Consider the following 18,969-nt stretch of genomic DNA (forward strand, 5'->3'; position numbering starts at 1 on the left):
CAGGTCACTCTGGTATCTTTTTTATGGAAAAAAAGAGGCTCCTCATCGGAACCTCTATTTTAAAACTACATAGATTAGTTTTCAAATTTTTTGTGGTTTTTATCGTAAAAGTCAATCAAACCCAATGCAGTTGCAAATGAGATGTTATCAATCTTAGCACGGCCTTGTGCAAGAGCGATGACTGACATTTCACGAGCATTAGTTTCTTTACTAATACGGTAGCCAGTGATTTTCTTTTCACGTACCCAGTTAACAACTGCAGCAACTTTTTCGTAACTTGTCATGAGAAACCCCTTTCCATTTTATTCGTGCAATTTAGTATAATACAGCTTTGCACTTTTTGTCAAGCAAAACATTCGGTTTTTGCTAAAATTTACTTAACCTTTAGAGCGGATAGTATTTGAGTCCGAATGTCCTCAACTCCTTCTGGATTCCCAGGAAGGAAAATTGTATTATTACCTCCTTGTGCAAAATTATTTAAAGTGTCCAAATATTGGTTTGTCAACAGAATCGACATGATTTGTTCTTCCGTCAAACTGACATTGGATTCCTTCAATTCACGAATCGAATCTGCTAATCCATCCACTATGGCTTTACGTTGATGAGCAATCCCCACACCATGTAGGCGATCTTTTTCAGCTTCTGCCTCTGCGGCAGTAACAATTTTAATTTTATCTGCTTCCGCCAATTCCTGAGCTGCAACCCGTTTGCGCTGAGCCGCGTTGATTTCATTCATTGATTGTTTCACCTCTGCATCCGGTTCAACCTTTGTAATCAGGGTTTTTACAATAACATAACCATAGGTTGACATCTCTTCAGCTACTTGCTTTTGAACTTCTAGGGCAATTTCATCTTTCTTTTCAAACAATTCATCCAAAGTCAATTTAGGAACTGATGAGCGTAAGGCATCTTCAATATACGATTTGATTTGTGCCTCTGGATGCATGAGTTTATAGTAAGCATCTGTCACATTATTCTCATTAACTCGGTACTGTGTTGCTACATTCATTGTCACAAAAACATTGTCCTGTGTTTTTGTTTCAACAATAATTTCACTTTGTAGCATCCGTAACTGAATGCGGGCCGCAATGACATCTACACCAAATGGAATTTTAAAGTTAATACCAGACGTTGATGTTTTTTGATACTTACCGAATCGTTCAATGATAGCGACAGTCTGTTGCTTGACCACATACAAACCTGAAAAGAGTAAAATCAAAGCGATAAATAATACAAATATCACTACAACAATAAAAATAATTGAACCAGTAGACATAATAGCCTCCTAAACTAGCATTTTATAAAGCGAATCATTCTCATGCAAATTGATATATTGAGAATCAAATTGTTCTAGTCGTGCAATAAACTCAGCGTAATCCCTCTTATCACCCAATGCAATCCCAATTAAAACCGGACCCGTTCCTTTATTCGCACGTTTTATGTATTCAAACCGTGTAATATCATCATTCGGACCTAAAATGTGGTTAACAAATTCACGAAGAGCTCCCGGTCTTTGAGGAAAATTGACCACAAAATAATGTTTAACCCCCTCATAAATTAAAGCACGCTCTTCCATTTCTGGCATACGGTTAATATCATTATTTCCTCCAGAAATGATACAGCAAATCGTTTGGCCCTTTATTTGATCCTTGATTACTTCAAGTGCCGCAATGGTTGCTGCGCCAGCAGGTTCCGCAACAATTCCCAATTTTGAATATAGATCCAGAATGGTTTCCGAAATCCGACCCTCGTCAACGCCAATCAGTTGATCAACATTTTTGCGCGCCACCTCATAAGTTGTTTTCCCAACTTTTTGAACAGCAATACCATCTGCGAATTTATCAATATGCTCCAACTTAACAGGACGACCTTTATCAAAAGCAGCCTTCATTGACCTTGCACCACTCGCCTCAACGCCAACAATTTTAATCTCAGGTGCTTGGTCTTTCAGATAAGTAGAGACCCCAGCAATTAGACCTCCTCCACCAACTGGGACGAGTAGCTGATCAAAACTCACAGACTGCTCTTCGGCTTCCTCAAGAATTTCATAAGCAACAGTACCTTGGCCAGCTTGTACATTTGGATCATCAAAGGGGTCAATAAATGTTTTTCCCGTTTCCTCAGTATACTTCATCGCCGCTGTAGCCGACTCATCAAAGGTATCCCCAACCAAACGAATCTCGACAAACTCTCCACCAAAAAACTTAACTTGTCCAATTTTTTGTTGAGGTGTCGTTATTGGCATAAAAATTGTTGCCGGAATCTGCATTTCTTTACATGTATACGCTACCCCTTGGGCATGGTTCCCAGCAGATGCGCAAACAACGCCGTTCGCTTTATCTGCATCTGTCAGTTGTGAAATGGCATAATAAGCACCGCGAATTTTAAACGAGCGAACTCGCTGTTCATTTTCTCTCTTAATATAGATGCTTGCTCCATATCTTTCAGATAAATAGCGGTTAAAATCCAATGGAGTTCGGACGACAACGTCTTTCAGAACTGAATACGCTTGTTCAATATCTCTTGCTGAAATCATAATGCACTTTTTTCTTTCTATTTATATCTATTGTACCAATAATGCAAAAATAAATATAGTATTTATACTTAAATATTCTATTTTTTATTATACCAGTTTTTTAATCACTTCAAAAATAAATTTCCAAATCAATGAGCCGCCATAGAGAGAATGCTATTGCATCCAATAAATGACCAAGTTACTTGAATTAGCTTTGAAGCATCTTCACTTTCAGCTTGCCACACTCTAGTATTGCCTGCACCTCAGTTCCTTGTCTGGAAACTAATTCATTCGACTATACAAACTGCTTTTCGATTATTTGTCCTCATTACAATGTTAAGTTGATTCTCGGAAATATACTGAAAACATTCTTTTAATTTTCTAAATAAATTTCCAACAATGACCAAAAGAGCCGGGCAAGCCAGCTCTTGTAGTTCTATCAATTAAACAGAGGATTGGAATCTGGCAGTTTGGGAAACTGTCAGAGGGGATATATATAGGGCTTGATAATAGGCAAGCCTCTCTTTTGCCTAGCCTTAGGCTTCCTCGCTCTCTCATTTTCAGGCGAGGGCTAGAATAGCCTATCCGTAGGCTATGCCTCGCTTTTCAGTTTCTGGGCGAGGGTTAAAATAGTCTCCCGGACTTCCTCGCTCTCTCGTTTTCAGGCGAGGGCTAGAATAGCCTATCCGTAGGCTATGCCTCGCTTTTCAGTTTTTAGGCGAGGGTTAAAATAGTCCCCCGGACTTCCTCGCTCTCTCGTTTTCAGGCGAGGGCTAGAATAGCCTATCCGTAGGCTATTCCTCACTTTTCAGTTTTTAGGCGAGGGTTAAAATAGTCCCCCGGACTTCCTCGCTCTCTCGTTTTCAGGCGAGGGCTAGAATAGCCTATCCGTAGGCTATTCTAGTTATAAATCTTGAAGGCGTCGTCGTCGTTACGTCCGACAAATGGCATTGCTTTGCGGAGTTCTGCACCAACTTTTTCAATTTCAAGATTTTCTGCTTCTTTACGATATGCTTCCATACGTGGGCGTCCTGCTTTATAGTCATTTACAAAGTCATTTGCAAATTTACCTGACTGGATATCCGCAAGAACTGCTTTCATGTTTTCTTTCACTTGATCAGTAATCACACGTGGACCTGATACATAGTCACCAAACTCAGCAGTGTTGGAAATAGATTGACGCATTTTCTTGAAACCACCTTCGTAAACAAGGTCAACAATCAGTTTCATTTCATGCAATACTTCAAAGTAAGCTAATTCTGGTGCATAACCAGCTTCTGTCAATACTTCAAAACCTGCTTCCATCAATGCAGTTAAACCACCACAGAGAACTGCCTGTTCACCAAACAAATCTTCTTCTGTTTCCTCTTTGAAAGTAGTTTCCAAAAGTCCTACGCGGGCTGAACCCACACCTTTGGCCCAATCCATCGCAATATGTTTCGCATTACCAGTAGCATCTTGATATACCGCATAAAGAGCAGGCACACCAAAGCCTTCCTCAAATGTACGACGAACCAAGTGACCTGGACCTTTCGGAGCACACATAAACACATCCACATCAGCCGGTACTTTGATAAATTCAAAATGAATATTGAAGCCATGAGCAAAACCAAGCGCATTTCCAGCTTCCAAGTTTGGAGCAACTTCGTTCTCATATAAATCTGCTTGAATTTCGTCTGGAGCCAAAATCATAATGACATCAGCTTGTTTTGTTGCTTCTGCAACTTCAAATGTTTCAAAACCATCTTCTTTTGCTTTGTCAAATGACTTACCTGCACGCACACCGATGATGACATCATGGCCTGTATCACGCAAATTTTGTGCATGTGCATGACCTTGCGAACCATAACCGATAACGGCGATACGTTTGCCATCAAGTGCTGCTACTGTTACATCTTTTTCATATTGCATTTCTACTGTCATATTTTTTTCTCTTTTCTATATTTTATTTGAAGTTTTGGATGCTCAACGCAAATGAACGCTGGATTAAGCGACGGAGGCGAAGGTAGAACTAAAGTTCATCAAACCAAACCAAGGCAGTCTAGTGTTTATTATCGAAGAGCATCAGTCTCTACTAAAGCCAGTCGCGCCAGTTCTTGCGATATTCTTGATTCCATAAGGTTGAATTACGCGTAAGAGTGCTTCTATCTTATCTCCATCACCGGTCATTTGGATGGTAATTGAGTGCGGTGCTACATCCACAACATTTGCTCTAAATGGCTGAATAATTGCTAAAATTTCTGCTCGTTTCGTAGGTGGAGCTGAAATCTTAACAAGAATTACTTCTCGCTCTAGGTGAGGTATTTCGGTCAAGTCGCGGACACGGACCACATCAATCAAACGATTAAGTTGTTTTATAATCTGTTCTACTTCATCATGACTTGCAACATCAACAATCACCGTCACTCGTGAGATATCGCTTACTTCAGTCGGTCCAACAGATATGGACTCAATATTGATTTGTCGGCGTGAAAGAACACCTGTAAAACGGTTCAGAACACCAGATGAATTTCGCAATTTAGCTGTTAACATTCTACGCATTGAACTTCACCCCCAACATTTCCGCATTACTCTTACCTGCTGGCACCATCGGTTGAACATGCTCCCGATTGGAAATATGTATTTCAATCAACATTGGCTTATCTTCTAGGATAACTTTCATATCTTCGCTCAGTGTCGCTGGATTGTCAAAACTATAATGACTGATGCCATAAGCTTCTGCCAACAATTGGAAATTTGGTTCATCATCAAAGACGGATTGACTGCGACGTTTTTCATAGAATGATTCCTGCCATTGCCGAACCATTCCAAGAGAATGGTTATTGATCAATACAACCTTTATCGGTACGCCATAGCCATTCAAAATAGCCAATTCTTGGTTGGTCATTTGGAATCCTCCATCACCGACAAAGACAATTACTTCCTTATCTGGATTAGCTAATTTGGCACCGATAGCTGCTGGAATACCAAATCCCATAGTACCCATGCCACCTGATGTTATCAGCTGTCGAGCATGTTTGTAAGGATAAAATTGGGCAGCCCACATTTGATGCTGACCAACGTCTGTCACGACAATGGCATCCCCTTGCGTCAACTGACCAATTAATTCAATGGCTGCCTGTGGCTTAATAACCTTTTCATCTTCATCATACCAAAATGGCGCCAGACGTTTGTTTTCCAATACTTGTGCCGTCCAATCAGCATAGCCTGTTTCAACTGTTTCTAAAGCAAGCAGAGCTTTCAAGGTTGCCTTAGCATCGCCCACTACTGGAATAGCCGTTTTGACAACTTTACCAATTTCAGCAGGATCAATATCAATATGTGCTACCGTTGCATTTGGCGCATAGGTTGTTGGATTACCAGTTAGGCGGTCATCGAATCGCGCTCCAATATTGATGATGTAATCAGCCTGATCCATAGCCATATTGGCAGCATATGAACCGTGCATACCACCCATGGCTAAAGATAGTTCGTGCTCAATTGGCATAGCCCCCAACCCTAGAAGGGTTGAAACAACTGGAATACGGTAACGTTCTGCAAAGGCAACTAATTCGTTATTGGCATCTGCATAGTTGACACCACCACCAGCCAATATAACTGGTTTCTGAGCTTGGCTAAGCTGTTTCAAAATTTTCTTAACCTGCAAACCATTTGGTTCAACTGTCGGTTGGTAACTTGGTAAATGCAGAGCAGGATCATGGTAAGATTCTACGATCTTCTCTTGAATATCTTTCGGAACATCAATCACAACTGGTCCAGGACGACCTGTAGTCGCAATATGTAGCGCTTCTGTAATCACTCGAGGAATATCTGCCGTGTCACGGATCTGATAATTATACTTGGTAATCGGCATGGTCATACCTAATACATCCGCTTCCTGAAAGGCATCTTTACCAATCCCTCTTGTTGCTACTTGTCCACTAAATACCAAAAGTGGCACGCTATCGCCCATGGCATCAGCAATCCCTGTAATGGCATTTGTAGCCCCCGGTCCTGAAGTGACAATCGCTACGCCCACCTTTCCTGATGATTTAGCGTAACCTTCTGCTTCGTGAACGGCACCTTGCTCATGACGAGCCAAAATATGCTGAATGCCCTCATACTGATGGATAGCATCATACAGTGGCAATACTGCTCCCCCTGGATAACCAAAAACAAGGTCCACTCCAAGTTGATGCAAGGTATCTAAGATTAGAAACGATCCCGAACACGGTTGATCCAATTGAATTTCTTGCACAAATATTCCTCCTCCCTACAAACGTGGTATCTACTATAATAACACACAGTGTTAGAATGTCAAGGAATATTCTGAAAATTCCTACATTTGTTCGACCTTTTTGCCTGAATTCTTAACGATTTCCTAATATTTTCTTAAGGAAAACTTAAGTAAAACCCAGTACCAGCTTGCTTTCAGCTTGGTTTTAGAAAACTCCCGTATAGTATAACCATCAAGAAAAATAAATGAGGTTTATGGATATGTATTACGTTACGATACCGGCTTATCAGCCAGATGAAAAATTAATCCAATTACTAAAAGGGATGAAAAACAGGCTAAATTGTCAAGTGATTGTTGTCGATGATGGGAGTAGCGGTGAATCTGTAGAAATCCTAGAAGCAGCTAAACAATACGCAACAGTCCTTCATCATGAGGTCAATAAAGGAAAAGGTCAGGCCTTACGTACTGCCTTCCAATACATTTATGAATTAAATAAACCAGGAGCGGTTGTCACTGCGGACGCTGATGGCCAGCATGCCATTAATGATATTGATCGAGTTGCACACGCCGCAATGAATCTCCCAAGCCGATTAATACTAGGTGTTCGCCAATTTACAAATGATATTCCCTTACGCAGTCGATTCGGAAACAAGTTGACCCGGGTCTTATTCAAACTCCAAACCGGTGTTACTGTTAGCGATACACAAACTGGTTTACGTGGTTTTCATTCCGGCCTAATTCCTTTTATGTTAGAAATAGAAGGTGATCGCTATGAATATGAAATGAACATGCTTACGAAAGGGAGTCAGCGTTATCAGATTACAGAAGTTCCTATTCAAACAATTTACATTGATGATAATGCTAGCTCACATTTTCGACCAATCAAAGATGGTTTATTAATTTATAAAAACTTATTTAAATTCGCCCTCGCATCCTTTGGCGGATTTCTAGTTGACTACGGTGTATATGCCTTAGCCTTACTGGTTTTTACAACTTTTCCGACCACCCTACGGTTACTTTTAGCGAATACCATCGCTCGAATTTGTAGCGCCATTTGTAACTTTACTTTGAATAAAAAATTGGTTTTTAATAATAAGGACAGTGTTACAAGAACGGGAGCAGGCTATTTCACACTCGCATTCATTTTCTTCTTTTGCGACACTACTCTCCTTTACTTATTCAATCAACTGTTAGGTCTAAATCTTTATCTGGTTAAATTAGCAGTTGGACTCCTTCTATTCCTAGTATCTTGGTTTATTCAAAAGAATATTATTTTTAAAGAAAGGAAATCATTATCACATGAAATTGCTTAAAAAGCCCTTTGCCTACGCCACTATCTTCGGAATGCTTTTAACAGGAGGATTTACTTATTCCATGTTAAAAACCTTCGTGATTTCCGAAGCCATCTCAACTGTCTCTGCAAGCAATACTACTACGAGTAGTCAAAATACTACCACCGTATCATCATCTACTGCTGCAACAACTGCAACCAATGTATCTACAACTGATACGAGCTACTCAGATGACAATATCCAGATTAATCTTGAGACAATCACTACAAATAACACAACCGTTTACGTCGCAGATATTCAAGTTAGTTCTGCTGAATATTTGAAAACAGCTCTTGCTCAAAATACATATGGAACCAACATAACGGCTAAAACCTCTGAAACAGCCGTAGCAAACAATGCCATTTTGGCGATAAACGGGGACTATTACGGGGCCAATTCAACAGGTTACGTTATCAAAAATGGTATCCTTTACCGCGATACAGTTCGCGACAATGCCTCTTATGGCGACCTCGCAATCTATGCAGACGGCTCATTTGAAATCGTCTACGAGGACGAGGTTACTGCACAAGAATTAATTGACCAAGGGGTTGTCAACTTACTTGCCTTCGGTCCTGCCTTAGTCGAAAATGGTGAAATTGTCGTCGATACTTCTACTGAAGTCGGACGTGCCATGGCTTCAAACCCGCGTACAGCTATCGGGATCATTGACGAAAACCACTATATCATCGTTGTCGCTGATGGACGAACTACCGAAAGCGAAGGTTTATCACTTTATCAAATGGCTGAAATTATGAAAGAGTACGGTGCAACTACTGCCTATAACCTTGATGGTGGTGGCTCATCAACTCTTTACTTCAATGGTCAAGTTATTAACAATCCAACTACAAACGGAAACACTATTTCAGAAAGGGCGGTGAGCGATATTGTCTACATCGGTTACTAATTCAACAACGAGATTCTCAAGAACATTTATCTCCTACTTAGCTATGACAGCCTTCCTATTCATCTTCAGTCGTATTTACGAGAGCCTTAGTTATGGAGAAGTTTCAGTCTTTATGCACTATATGTTCTGCGCAACTTTAGTGGGGGGTATTCTGCTATTGAGCCTTCTGCAAGTCAAGCCCAACTTATCACGAATAACTTATAACTTGTGGAACTCAAGCATTGCTACCATTACAGCCGGATGTCTCCTACGAGGTATCATAAATCTATCCGGTCGCTCAACCACCTTAGATCAACCTTACTGGTATGTTGGCGCTAGTTTCCTGGCACTTTCACTCATTACACTATTCATCAGTGACACAAGAAGAACTCGTCAAAAATCGACAACTTAACTGACACACCGACTTTTAAGACATTTGGTATAAACCATCTGTCTTTTTTGTATTTCATTTCGAGTTCATTTTGCAGAATATTCAGAAATTTACATTTCTTTATCCATTCTCTTATCGATTCCGCTATTTCTGTGATATAATGGGTAAAATAAGATAGGGAGAAGAGAAATGACCGAAAAAGACACACTAAAAAATCTCCGTCACCGTAGTTCTGTCTACGATTCGATGGTCAAATCACCTAACCGAGCTATGCTTCGTGCAACTGGAATGACTGATGATAGTTTTGAAAAACCTATCATAGGGGTTATTTCAACTTGGGCTGAAAATACACCCTGTAATATCCATCTACATGACTTTGGAAAATTAGCTAAAGAAGGTGTGAAAGATGCTGGCGCTTGGCCTGTCCAATATGGAACCATTACCGTTGCTGACGGGATCGCTATGGGAACACCCGGCATGCGCTACTCCCTCACGTCACGTGATATCATTGCTGACTCTATTGAAGCTGCAATGGGCGGACATAACGTAGATGCCTTTGTAGCAATCGGTGGATGCGATAAGAATATGCCTGGCTCTATGATTGCAATTGCCAATATGGATATTCCTGCAATATTCGCCTATGGTGGAACTATTGCTCCAGGTAAACTAAATGGCAAAGATATTGATCTCGTTTCAGTCTTTGAGGGAATTGGTAAGTGGAACCACGGAGATCTAACAGCAGAGGAAGTCCGCGAAATTGAATGCAATGCATGTCCTGGACCTGGTGGTTGTGGCGGTATGTACACTGCCAATACAATGGCAACAGCCATCGAAGTTTTAGGTATGTCTATCCCAGGATCCTCATCTCATCCAGCAGAATCTCCTGAGAAAAAGGCTGACATCGAAGAAGCTGGTCGTGCTGTTGTTCGTATGTTAGAACTCGGACTCAAACCATCTGACATTCTGACACGTGAAGCTTTTGAAGATGCGATAACTGTTACGATGGCTCTTGGGGGCTCAACCAACGCTACCCTCCATCTCCTTGCAATTGCTCATGCCGCAAATGTCGATCTAACTCTTGAAGATTTCAACGATTTCCAAGAACGAGTACCTCATTTGGCAGACTTAAAACCATCTGGTAAATATGTCTTCCAAGATTTATATAACGTTGGTGGCGTACCTGCCGTTATGAAATACTTGTTGAAAAACGGTCTCCTTCATGGTGACCGCATCACATGTACTGGTAAAACAGTGGCTGAAAACTTGGAAAACTTTGCCGATTTGACACCCGGTCAAGATGTCATCATGCCGCTTGAAAATCCAAAACGTGCTGATGGACCACTGATTATCCTCAAAGGTAACCTAGCTCCTGAAGGTGCTGTCGCTAAAGTATCTGGTGTAAAAGTACGTAATCACACTGGACCTGCGAAAGTATTTAATTCCGAAGAAGAAGCAATTGAGGCTGTATTGACCGATGAAATTGTCGACGGAGATGTTGTCGTTGTCCGTTATGTTGGTCCAAAAGGTGGACCTGGTATGCCTGAAATGCTGTCCCTTTCTTCTATGATTGTCGGAAAAGGCCAAGGTGACAAGGTAGCCCTACTAACAGACGGTCGTTTCTCTGGTGGCACTTATGGACTGGTTGTTGGTCATATCGCTCCTGAAGCTCAGGATGGTGGCCCAATCGCCTTCCTCCGCACTGGCGATTTTGTAACAGTTGATCAGGATACCAAAGAAATCACCATGCATGTTTCTGACCAAGAAATCGAAGAACGCAAGAAAACAACTGTTATCCCACCACTCTACTCTCGTGGTGTTCTCGGTAAATATGCCCATACCGTATCCTCTGCCTCTAAAGGAGCTGTTACAGACTTCTGGAGACCTGAACGTACTGGTAAACAATAAATCATATCACAAAGCCTTGTCTAACCGACTGGGCTTTTATATGGAGGAAATGAAGTTGAAATTAAATGTTGAATTATCTCGTTTTCGTGTAAAAGAGGGTAAGACTGCAAAAGTAGACGAATGGATGGCCTTCCTCAACAATCACATAAAAGACACACTGTTGACACTCGAAAATGAAAAAATGTATGTCGAAACAATTTTCCGTGACATACTAGATGGACGTGAATACCTCTACTGGTATTCTGTTCAAGCTGAAGGAGGGATCGAAGTCGAAGATTCAGAATCCTACATCGACAAAAAACATTTAGAATACTGGGAAGAATGTATTGACCCAAGCTATGGCATGGTCGATCTGGATCCTCAAGTCCTTATGATTCCCAAACCCATTTATGAAACGATGGAAGAATTAGACAGACAATACGATGACACGTTTAAAAAAGAGCTGCAGTAAAACAAAACTGCAACTCTTTTATTTAGGGCTTATCCCCAGAGTAATTCGACCTAAGCGACTAATTCTTGTCATTTTCCAAGCAGGAGACCAAACAATCTCGACCTGAGCATCTTCTATTCCGTCAATAGTCTTCAAAGCTGCTACTAACTCTCCAGGCATCGTATCTGCACATGAGCAACCTGCATCAGTAAAGGTCATAACTACTTTACAAAACCCGGTTTCATCTAGATGAATTTCATAGACAAGTCCTAAATTGTATATATCCAACTCAATCTCGGGGTCGTAAATAGATTCCAATACCTCCACCAATTGATCTGACAAAACAAGGGCTCGCTCATTGATCTGAATATCTTCTCTCATTTATCCAAACACTCCTAAAACATTTATAAAAAGTATTGTATCATAATTATTTGAAATATACTTGTCTTACCAAATGTTTTCAACTAGTTTTCAAAGTGCACGAACCTCTGAATTCTCACCTTGACCAATAGAAAAGATATACTTATGACCTTGAGTCAAGCTTTGATAGAAGCCATGACCAGCATAAATCTGAAATACTTGCATTGTATCACTAGACTCATCTTTATAGATATGTTGATAATAAGGATTATCCGCAAAAACTGTCTTTAGATAGTCGTTCTCCACAGGTCTGGCAGTCCCTTCTACACGCACTACCTGGATAAGGTACCCTTCCTCAGAAATAGCCGTCATCGCAACTCTTTGATCCCCCATCAATTGATCATAGAAATGCGTTTCTGGGCTTGTCATAAAGAAAATCCCTTCTTCGTTTGCTGCAGTGATATGAGCATGACGAGCATGTGGATTTCCATACTCATCCAGAGTTGCAAAAACTCCAACCTTCATATCTTCCAAAATATGCATAATATCTTTTAGTTCCATGGTATCACCCCTTGAAAACACCTATTTTCTAAAGTATATCAAAAACAAGCGAAAATGTTAAGTGGGATATTGATAGAAATGGTGAAAGTGTTGCATGAACAACTCCCTACTAACAGAACCATTTAAGAAGGTAGCTATCTATGCGTATAAAGCAAAAAGGGAGGGCTGAAGTAGGACGGTTATTTTTAGCATAGCCTCAAAGGTCAGTATTTTCTAAAAAAGAGATTGCTACATTTTCCAAGAGTTTGAGTAGTCGCCAGAATATTAAATCTTAATTATCTCAATAAGTCGTATTTCATTAGGCTTTAACAATATATTAAAATCTAACTGTCCATCATTTACTATTACCTTTGTATAATCTAATCTAGGTGTACTGATTCGATTAAAATAGTCCAATTCATCCAGTTTAAAATCAGAAACGCTGTAATAATTACGCCACTCATTTTGAATACTGCCGTAATCTTCATTTACAAATTTAGATTTTATAATATATGAACCATTAGAAATATCCGAAAATGTAAAATGAAAGTCTTTATTATCGTTATTTTCAAAAAGATAGGGTAAATTGTCTAGAGTAATTTGATCTTCATCCATCAAATAGTAACTAGCACTTAAATCTTTTAAATTGTGACACAATAATCGATATTCATTAGTTCTATTGCGAGTAATCATACAATCATTATTGTGATATATAATATCGCTGAATAATTGATTCAAAAACTCTAAAGCAAAATATGATGGTTTCCGTATACCAGTCTTAGAAAAAACTCCACTAGAACCGAATAGTAAGGAGGAAGAATCCGTAAATTCGTTATATAAGTCTGTTCCAACATAGTAACCAAATAAATCAGCTCGGTTACTTGCTTCAAACGCTGATTGAACTAAAAAGGCTCCCTTTAATACATGATCATTTATCGGGTTTCTAGCAGATAATGTCAAACCATATTCAGATACATAGATTGGTACTTTTAGAAATTTAACTTCCGCAATCGCACGATGTACATCATTTAAAAAATTATTTATAAAATGCTGATTAGAGATACGTCTCTCATAATAGGTATTCTGATCCTGCTCAATCTGGTATGGATAAGTTGTAAAACTTAAAAAACTTGGCTGCGATTGTTCATCTCTCCATTTCAACAACAGTTCTCGCAACCCATTTTTTCCGTAGTGTTGAACAGGAAAACCTCCTCCACCAACTTTGGCTTCCGGCAATATTGACTTAATAGCACAGCTTATGGTAGCAAATTCCTGAAAATAGTCTTCCAACTTATCCGAATGAAAGTCTCTTACGTACTCCCCATTTTCAACTTTTACATTTAATTTTCGCCAATATTCAAAACACCATTTTTCAACCTCATCATATCCATATCTTTTCACATAGTGTTTTATAAAGGCCTCAAAAAATTGTGACATTTCTTTCAATGAAGCAAATTGGTTTTCTCTCTCTTCCTCTAAGAGCGAAAGGTTAGCTGTTTTCATAAGTCGATGTGGTTTAAAACCAAGTTCAATAAAAGGGATTAGATCATTTTTTACTAAAAAATCAATCGCATTATCCAACCTACTAAAATTTATCCCCTCTTCAACCGAGTGAATATTAATATGTAGTCTCGGGGAATAAATATCCCAAAACCTAATATATTTAACTCCTAATTCTCTCTTCATGATGAGAATTTGCTCTTGAATATCTGCTCTGGTTAAGTCAAATGCTCCTCCAATATTCATCAAATCTGTAAAAGAATGTGACCATTTCCCATGAGGTAAAGCATCTGGATGAATAACAACATTACTGCTAGTTGCTTCAGCTTCATCAAGCTTATCATCAATATCTAGTAAAAAGTTACCTACTTTTTTAATTAATTCTGATTGATTAGAATCTTCTTTTCGATTGTTTACTACATCACTTCTCTTTTCCTTACGAAATTTTGATGGAGTAGTATTATGTATTTCTTTAAACACCTTATTAAAAGCAGCTACACTTGCAAAACCATTATCTAAGGCAATCTTTAATATCGAACTATCACTATGTAATAAATCCACGAGAGCATGTGACAAACGGACATTATTCAAAATTTCAACAAAACCAACCTGACATTCCTGCTTAATATACTTAGAAAGATAAGTTGTCGAAAGAAAAAAATGATCTGCCAAATCCTGAAGCGTAATAGTTTGACGATAATTTGAACGAATATACTGAAATATTTCTTGCATTCTATCCGTTTCAGAATCATTCTTGACACGATATCGAACATCATCTGCTGTTAATAGAAAATTTTTTATTAAGGAATCCAAAAGTTGGTAGTAGAGACTCGTTCTACTTAAACTTTCATGCATACCGTCAATAATGATGTAATTAAGAATTTTATTCAATATTTGTCTAACTTCATCATAACGTTTACTGTCTTCAACTGTAGAATTGCACCAAAAAAGAATTGTATCATTATTGATAAACTGCTTCATTTTACTATAAGAAATCAAGATTCTCACGACAAGACCTCTATCAGAAAGAGAATATGCATGCTGTCGATTATAATTAATGATAATAAAATCTTTAGCTGATAATTTATAGTGCTCCTCTCCAACTGATACTTCTGCAACTCCCTGAAGTACATATAGTAATTCAAAGTTTTCATGCTGATGAAGCTTATCTTCTGAGTTTTGACTAAATTCAATAGTCAACAATTCTTCACTTGCTAAGTAGTCTCTTTCCATTAGTAAATGTCCTTTTTCATCGCTTTCTCTTATTGTATCACACCTACTTTTCACAAAGCAAATAGCGGGGGGACCCCGCTATTTTTATGCTTTTTTGCTATGTAAATTAATAATGATAAAGCTTAATCCTGCGACTAACCCCATTCCTGCAAAAACCATAAACCAGCCTAAAACCGATACATTATTTGCCATTAGGAGTCCTCCAAGAGTTGGGCCAAGAAGACCTCCAATACGCCCAAGACTATTTGGTAAGCCAACTGCAGTGGTACGCAAGCTATCTGAATAATGTTGCGCAATAAATGCATTTACTAAAGAATGAGCGGCAAATAGGAAAAATCCAACCAAGGTTACAAAAATATATAGAATAATAATATTAGATTTAATTCCCATTAACATCAGTGAAAGAGAGCCTAAAATATAGATAGTTGGTAGCAGAATAGTAAATCCTTTTTTATCTGCAACACGTGCCCAGAACATTGCCCCAGCAACTGTACCACCACATAAGAAGATAGTGAAAGCCAAACTAGACCCTAGCTCATATCCTGCTTCAACCATCAAACTTGGGAGCCAGATAATCACACCATTAATAAATAGTAAGCCCATTATCGCAATGACAGAAGATAAAATAGTAACAACTGCATATTCCTTAGTAAACAATTGCTTATAGGACACTTTATGTACATCTTCTGACAAGTCTGCTTCAGCCAATTCTGCCTCAACATCAATTTCAGAAGCAAAGCTCGGATCAATTTTTGATAGAACAGCTTTCAGTCCTGCCAAATCGTTAGTTTTCATCATGTATAAACTGCTCTCTGGAAGATTTTTTATGATATAAGGTAAGAAGAATATAGGAATCAGTGCCATCCAGAATACAGGGCGCCATTGTAATTGTGCAGTGACATAAATGGCTACAAACGAAGCAATAATCGCTCCATATTGATTTCCACAAAGAGCAGAGGCTACAGCTTGAGCTTTATTTGTTTTTGGTGAATACTCAGATAAGAGAGAGATAACTAGGGGAATAACTCCCCCAAAACCAAAGCCTGCAATAGTTCTTAAAACAGCCAATACTGTAATAGATGGTGCTAGGGCTTGTCCGAAGGTCGCCAAACAGAAAACCATTGTTGCTGTAATTAGGACACGTTTAATACCATATTTTTTAGTGAATGAACTAAAGAATAGGGCTCCAAAGAGAGAGCCAAACTCCGACAAACTACCAATATAACCTAAAACGTCAGAATTAAGGTTCTTCCATTCTCCAAAAAGCATTGGAATGATGGAACCATATGCTGTCGCTCCATAACCTGTAAAAGTAATCAAGAAGATACCCAGGAAAACAAGTTGAGTGTGAAATTTCCCATGTTTTCTTGTATCGATAAACTCCGTAATTTTATTTGTCATTGTTTTTTCCTTTCAAGTAATGCGATTAACCAATAACTACACTCTGGAAGGTTTCAGCTGATTTCCAGCACGCTTCCATAACCTCTAAGACTTTACGGACTTGAGCAGGTGTGACGAGTAACTCTGCCTTGCCATCTAAAAAGTCAAAATAGTTTTCAAAGTATTGAATATGATCGGCAGCTACTAATGGAATATCTTCGGTGATAATGAGACCTTCTTCTGGAACTCCAAATGAACGAGTTGGTCCATAAGATTTTGCTGATTTATCCTGATCTTCAGCAACGTTTTCTAAGAGACGAGTAGTCCGAACAATCTTACCTTCTGGATCAAATTTGTTTGCATACATGCTTCCTTTATTACCTCCAACATACCAATGACGTTCAAACCAATCTTTGGCATCAGATAAATAATAAGTTCCCAATTCAATTTCGGCTGTCACGCCGTTTTCAAAGCGCATTAGAATATTGAAGTAATCATCTACCTCTTTATTAATAACATTACGAACGTCAGTAAATACAACTTTAAGTGGACTATCAACCATAAAGAGAATTTGGTCAATTAAATGAACACCCCAGTCATAGAGCATCCCGCCACCTTCAGATTTGTAAACATGCCAGTCGTGCATATTACCATTATATCCATAAAGAGAGCTCTTGATGGTGTAGACATCACCAACCAATTTGTCATCATACGTTTTCTTGACGCTGCGGAAATCTTTATCAAAACGACGTTGTTGATGAACAGTAAGACTAACACCTGCTTTTTCAACTTCAGCCATCATCTCATCAAATTCTGCGACGGTCATGGCTACAGGCTTCTCACAGATAATATTAAGTCCAGCCTGAGCTGCTTTAATAACCAGTTCTTTGTGTTGATTATTATTGGCTGCGATGATGACACCATCCAGTTTTTCAGCAGCTAATAACTTGTCAACATGATCATATACTGGTGTATCTGGATAAAGCTCTTTTGCTTCTTCTAATCGTTTTGGATTAATGTCACAGATAGCGACACAATCACTTCGATCAAAATTTTTCAGAGTTGCAACGTGGCGACGACCAATAAAGCCATAACCGATTACTGCATAATTGTAAACCATATTCTTACATCCTTTCAAAAAATTTGGGGCAGGGCAAGGCCCACCCCATCAATTCATTTTAGTCAAATTTGATTGTTGTATTTGTTTCCGCTGCTTTGTAGATTGCATCAAGAATTTGAGTGACACGAAATGCTTCCTCAGGTTTCACAACAGGGTCGATGTCATTGATAATAGCATCTACCCAATGTTTAGCTTCCAAAACACCTGCTGGCTCATTCACCCCTTCGAAGTAATCGACCAACGCTTCACCAGAGAGTTTTTCTTCACTCATCTTGCCATGTCGTGTTTTATTGAAAACCAACTCATCATCAACATACATACCACCATATTTAATTTCTCCCCCCTCTTTAGTGCCACAAAGAGTTGTTGAAGCTTCGCGAGCGTCAAGATAGTTGAGAGCCCATGATGAACGTAAATTTACAAGAGCACCATTTTTGAATTTGATGAAGCCCATTGCTGAGTCTTCTACTTCAAAGTTATCTGTGTCCCACGCCCCGTAAGTATTGCCTTGTGCTGCTTCGGGTAAGCTACCCAATTTATAGAAAACAGAACCTGAAACACTGTCGACATCATAATTATTCATACACCAAAGCGTGATATCAAGTGCATGTGTACCAATATCAATAAGTGGACCGCCACCTTGTTGTGATTTGTCCGGGAAAACACCCCAAGTTGGTACTTGTTTACGACGAATCGCATTTGCCTCAGCATAGTAGATATCCCCAAGCTCCCCAGCATCACAAGATTTTTTCAGAACTTGTACAGTATGACGGAAGCGGTTTTGGTAGCCAACTGTAAATTTCTTGCCAGATGATTTCCAAGCATCAATCATACGTTGTGCATCTTCTGTTGTTGCGGCCATTGGTTTTTCACATAGAACATGTTTACCAGCTGCAAATGCATCAACTGTGATATCTGCGTGAGAAACATTGGGTGTACAAACATGGACAACATCGATAGACTCATCTTTGAGCATTTCTTTGTAGTCTGTGTAGATTTTTACATTTGGCAAATTGTGACGTTCTGCTGTTGCAACTGCTTTTTCTTTAATCAAGTCACAAAGTGCAACTACTTCAACTTTATCTGCAACTTTTGCAAGAGAAGGGAGATGTTTATTATTTGCGATACCTCCAGTACCGATAATGGCTAATTTGAGTTTTGTCAT

At 39.1% G+C, this 18,969-nt stretch carries 17 protein-coding genes; 5 read left to right on the plus strand and 12 right to left on the minus strand.

The features are described from left to right. Nucleotides 1–74 precede the first annotated feature (74 nt). From L6410_RS09150 to L6410_RS09175, 6 genes are all read right to left on the minus strand, one after another. Nucleotides 75–284, minus strand: coding sequence for a capsule biosynthesis transcriptional regulator (locus tag L6410_RS09150; protein WP_024391394.1), 210 nt, complete (start codon nucleotides 282–284; stop codon nucleotides 75–77). 89 nt (nucleotides 285–373) lie between these two features. Then, nucleotides 374–1,276, minus strand: a complete 903-nt coding sequence (locus tag L6410_RS09155) for an SPFH domain-containing protein (protein ID WP_172075184.1) — start codon at nucleotides 1,274–1,276, stop codon at nucleotides 374–376. Between the two features lie 9 nt (nucleotides 1,277–1,285). Then, complete coding sequence (ilvA, locus tag L6410_RS09160; RefSeq protein WP_237395373.1) at nucleotides 1,286–2,536, minus strand: threonine ammonia-lyase IlvA; 1,251 nt, start codon at nucleotides 2,534–2,536, stop codon at nucleotides 1,286–1,288. 879 nt (nucleotides 2,537–3,415) lie between these two features. Then, complete coding sequence (gene ilvC / locus L6410_RS09165) at nucleotides 3,416–4,438, minus strand: ketol-acid reductoisomerase (RefSeq protein WP_024391391.1); 1,023 nt, start codon at nucleotides 4,436–4,438, stop codon at nucleotides 3,416–3,418. Between the two features lie 141 nt (nucleotides 4,439–4,579). Then, nucleotides 4,580–5,056 carry an acetolactate synthase small subunit gene (ilvN, locus tag L6410_RS09170; protein WP_024391390.1) on the minus strand — a complete coding sequence of 159 codons (477 nt, stop codon included), beginning with the start codon at nucleotides 5,054–5,056 and terminating at the stop codon, nucleotides 4,580–4,582. Beyond that, a complete protein-coding gene (locus L6410_RS09175; protein WP_024391389.1) occupies nucleotides 5,049–6,752 on the minus strand; it encodes an acetolactate synthase large subunit in 1,704 nt (567 codons plus the stop codon). Before L6410_RS09175 ends, ilvN begins: the two co-directional genes overlap by 8 nt. Before the next feature lie 239 nt (nucleotides 6,753–6,991). Here L6410_RS09175 and L6410_RS09180 point away from each other — a divergent pair, with 239 nt between their 5' ends. From L6410_RS09180 to L6410_RS09200, 5 genes are all read left to right on the plus strand, one after another. After that, complete coding sequence (locus tag L6410_RS09180; RefSeq protein WP_237396773.1) at nucleotides 6,992–8,044, plus strand: bifunctional glycosyltransferase family 2/GtrA family protein; 1,053 nt, start codon at nucleotides 6,992–6,994, stop codon at nucleotides 8,042–8,044. Beyond that, a complete protein-coding gene (locus L6410_RS09185; RefSeq protein ID WP_024397003.1) occupies nucleotides 8,031–8,966 on the plus strand; it encodes a phosphodiester glycosidase family protein in 936 nt (311 codons plus the stop codon). Before L6410_RS09180 ends, L6410_RS09185 begins: the two co-directional genes overlap by 14 nt. Further along, entirely contained in the window at nucleotides 8,947–9,357 is a 411-nt protein-coding gene (locus L6410_RS09190) for a hypothetical protein (protein ID WP_237395374.1), read from the plus strand. The genes L6410_RS09185 and L6410_RS09190 overlap by 20 nt, the downstream gene beginning before the upstream one ends. Nucleotides 9,358–9,525: 168 nt before the next feature. Continuing rightward, entirely contained in the window at nucleotides 9,526–11,241 is a 1,716-nt protein-coding gene (ilvD, locus tag L6410_RS09195; protein ID WP_237395375.1) for a dihydroxy-acid dehydratase, read from the plus strand. A gap of 55 nt (nucleotides 11,242–11,296) precedes the next feature. Beyond that, nucleotides 11,297–11,692, plus strand: coding sequence for a DUF6176 family protein (locus tag L6410_RS09200; protein WP_172006953.1), 396 nt, complete (start codon nucleotides 11,297–11,299; stop codon nucleotides 11,690–11,692). 18 nt (nucleotides 11,693–11,710) lie between these two features. On the opposite strand, the gene L6410_RS09205 is transcribed toward L6410_RS09200, so the two are convergent. The 6 genes from L6410_RS09205 to L6410_RS09230 form a co-directional block, all read right to left on the minus strand. Further along, entirely contained in the window at nucleotides 11,711–12,052 is a 342-nt protein-coding gene (locus L6410_RS09205) for a metal-sulfur cluster assembly factor (protein WP_024381060.1), read from the minus strand. A 90-nt stretch (nucleotides 12,053–12,142) separates the two neighbouring features. Further along, complete coding sequence (locus tag L6410_RS09210; RefSeq protein ID WP_172006942.1) at nucleotides 12,143–12,592, minus strand: pyridoxamine 5'-phosphate oxidase family protein; 450 nt, start codon at nucleotides 12,590–12,592, stop codon at nucleotides 12,143–12,145. Between the two features lie 264 nt (nucleotides 12,593–12,856). Continuing rightward, nucleotides 12,857–15,304: a GH39 family glycosyl hydrolase gene (locus tag L6410_RS09215; protein WP_237395376.1), complete on the minus strand. Its 2,448-nt coding sequence runs from the start codon at nucleotides 15,302–15,304 to the stop codon at nucleotides 12,857–12,859. Nucleotides 15,305–15,388: 84 nt separating this feature from the next. Beyond that, a complete protein-coding gene (locus L6410_RS09220) occupies nucleotides 15,389–16,705 on the minus strand; it encodes an MFS transporter (RefSeq protein ID WP_237395377.1) in 1,317 nt (438 codons plus the stop codon). Between the two features lie 25 nt (nucleotides 16,706–16,730). Next, nucleotides 16,731–17,804 carry a Gfo/Idh/MocA family protein gene (locus L6410_RS09225; protein WP_237395378.1) on the minus strand — a complete coding sequence of 358 codons (1,074 nt, stop codon included), beginning with the start codon at nucleotides 17,802–17,804 and terminating at the stop codon, nucleotides 16,731–16,733. Nucleotides 17,805–17,862: 58 nt separating this feature from the next. After that, complete coding sequence (locus tag L6410_RS09230; protein WP_237395379.1) at nucleotides 17,863–18,969, minus strand: Gfo/Idh/MocA family protein; 1,107 nt, start codon at nucleotides 18,967–18,969, stop codon at nucleotides 17,863–17,865.

Source organism: Streptococcus parasuis, assembly GCF_021654455.1.
GTDB classification, from domain to species: domain Bacteria; phylum Bacillota; class Bacilli; order Lactobacillales; family Streptococcaceae; genus Streptococcus; species Streptococcus parasuis.

Excerpts from the sequence above, each read along its gene's own strand:
- L6410_RS09185 (WP_024397003.1), top strand. The coding sequence starts at position 8,031 with ATGAAATTGCTTAAAAAGCCCTTTGCCTACGCCACTATCTTCGGAATG.
- ilvD (WP_237395375.1), top strand. The coding sequence starts at position 9,526 with ATGACCGAAAAAGACACACTAAAAAATCTCCGTCACCGTAGTTCTGTC.
- ilvA (WP_237395373.1), bottom strand. The coding sequence starts at position 2,536 with ATGATTTCAGCAAGAGATATTGAACAAGCGTATTCAGTTCTGAAAGAC.
- L6410_RS09220 (WP_237395377.1), bottom strand. The coding sequence starts at position 16,705 with ATGACAAATAAAATTACGGAGTTTATCGATACAAGAAAACATGGGAAA.
- ilvC (WP_024391391.1), bottom strand. The coding sequence starts at position 4,438 with ATGACAGTAGAAATGCAATATGAAAAAGATGTAACAGTAGCAGCACTT.
- L6410_RS09205 (WP_024381060.1), bottom strand. The coding sequence starts at position 12,052 with ATGAGAGAAGATATTCAGATCAATGAGCGAGCCCTTGTTTTGTCAGAT.
- L6410_RS09215 (WP_237395376.1), bottom strand. The coding sequence starts at position 15,304 with ATGGAAAGAGACTACTTAGCAAGTGAAGAATTGTTGACTATTGAATTT.
- L6410_RS09150 (WP_024391394.1), bottom strand. The coding sequence starts at position 284 with ATGACAAGTTACGAAAAAGTTGCTGCAGTTGTTAACTGGGTACGTGAA.
- L6410_RS09225 (WP_237395378.1), bottom strand. The coding sequence starts at position 17,804 with ATGGTTTACAATTATGCAGTAATCGGTTATGGCTTTATTGGTCGTCGC.
- ilvN (WP_024391390.1), bottom strand. The coding sequence starts at position 5,056 with ATGCGTAGAATGTTAACAGCTAAATTGCGAAATTCATCTGGTGTTCTG.
- L6410_RS09230 (WP_237395379.1), bottom strand. The coding sequence starts at position 18,969 with ATGACAAAACTCAAATTAGCCATTATCGGTACTGGAGGTATCGCAAAT.
- L6410_RS09210 (WP_172006942.1), bottom strand. The coding sequence starts at position 12,592 with ATGGAACTAAAAGATATTATGCATATTTTGGAAGATATGAAGGTTGGA.
- L6410_RS09180 (WP_237396773.1), top strand. The coding sequence starts at position 6,992 with ATGTATTACGTTACGATACCGGCTTATCAGCCAGATGAAAAATTAATC.
- L6410_RS09155 (WP_172075184.1), bottom strand. The coding sequence starts at position 1,276 with ATGTCTACTGGTTCAATTATTTTTATTGTTGTAGTGATATTTGTATTA.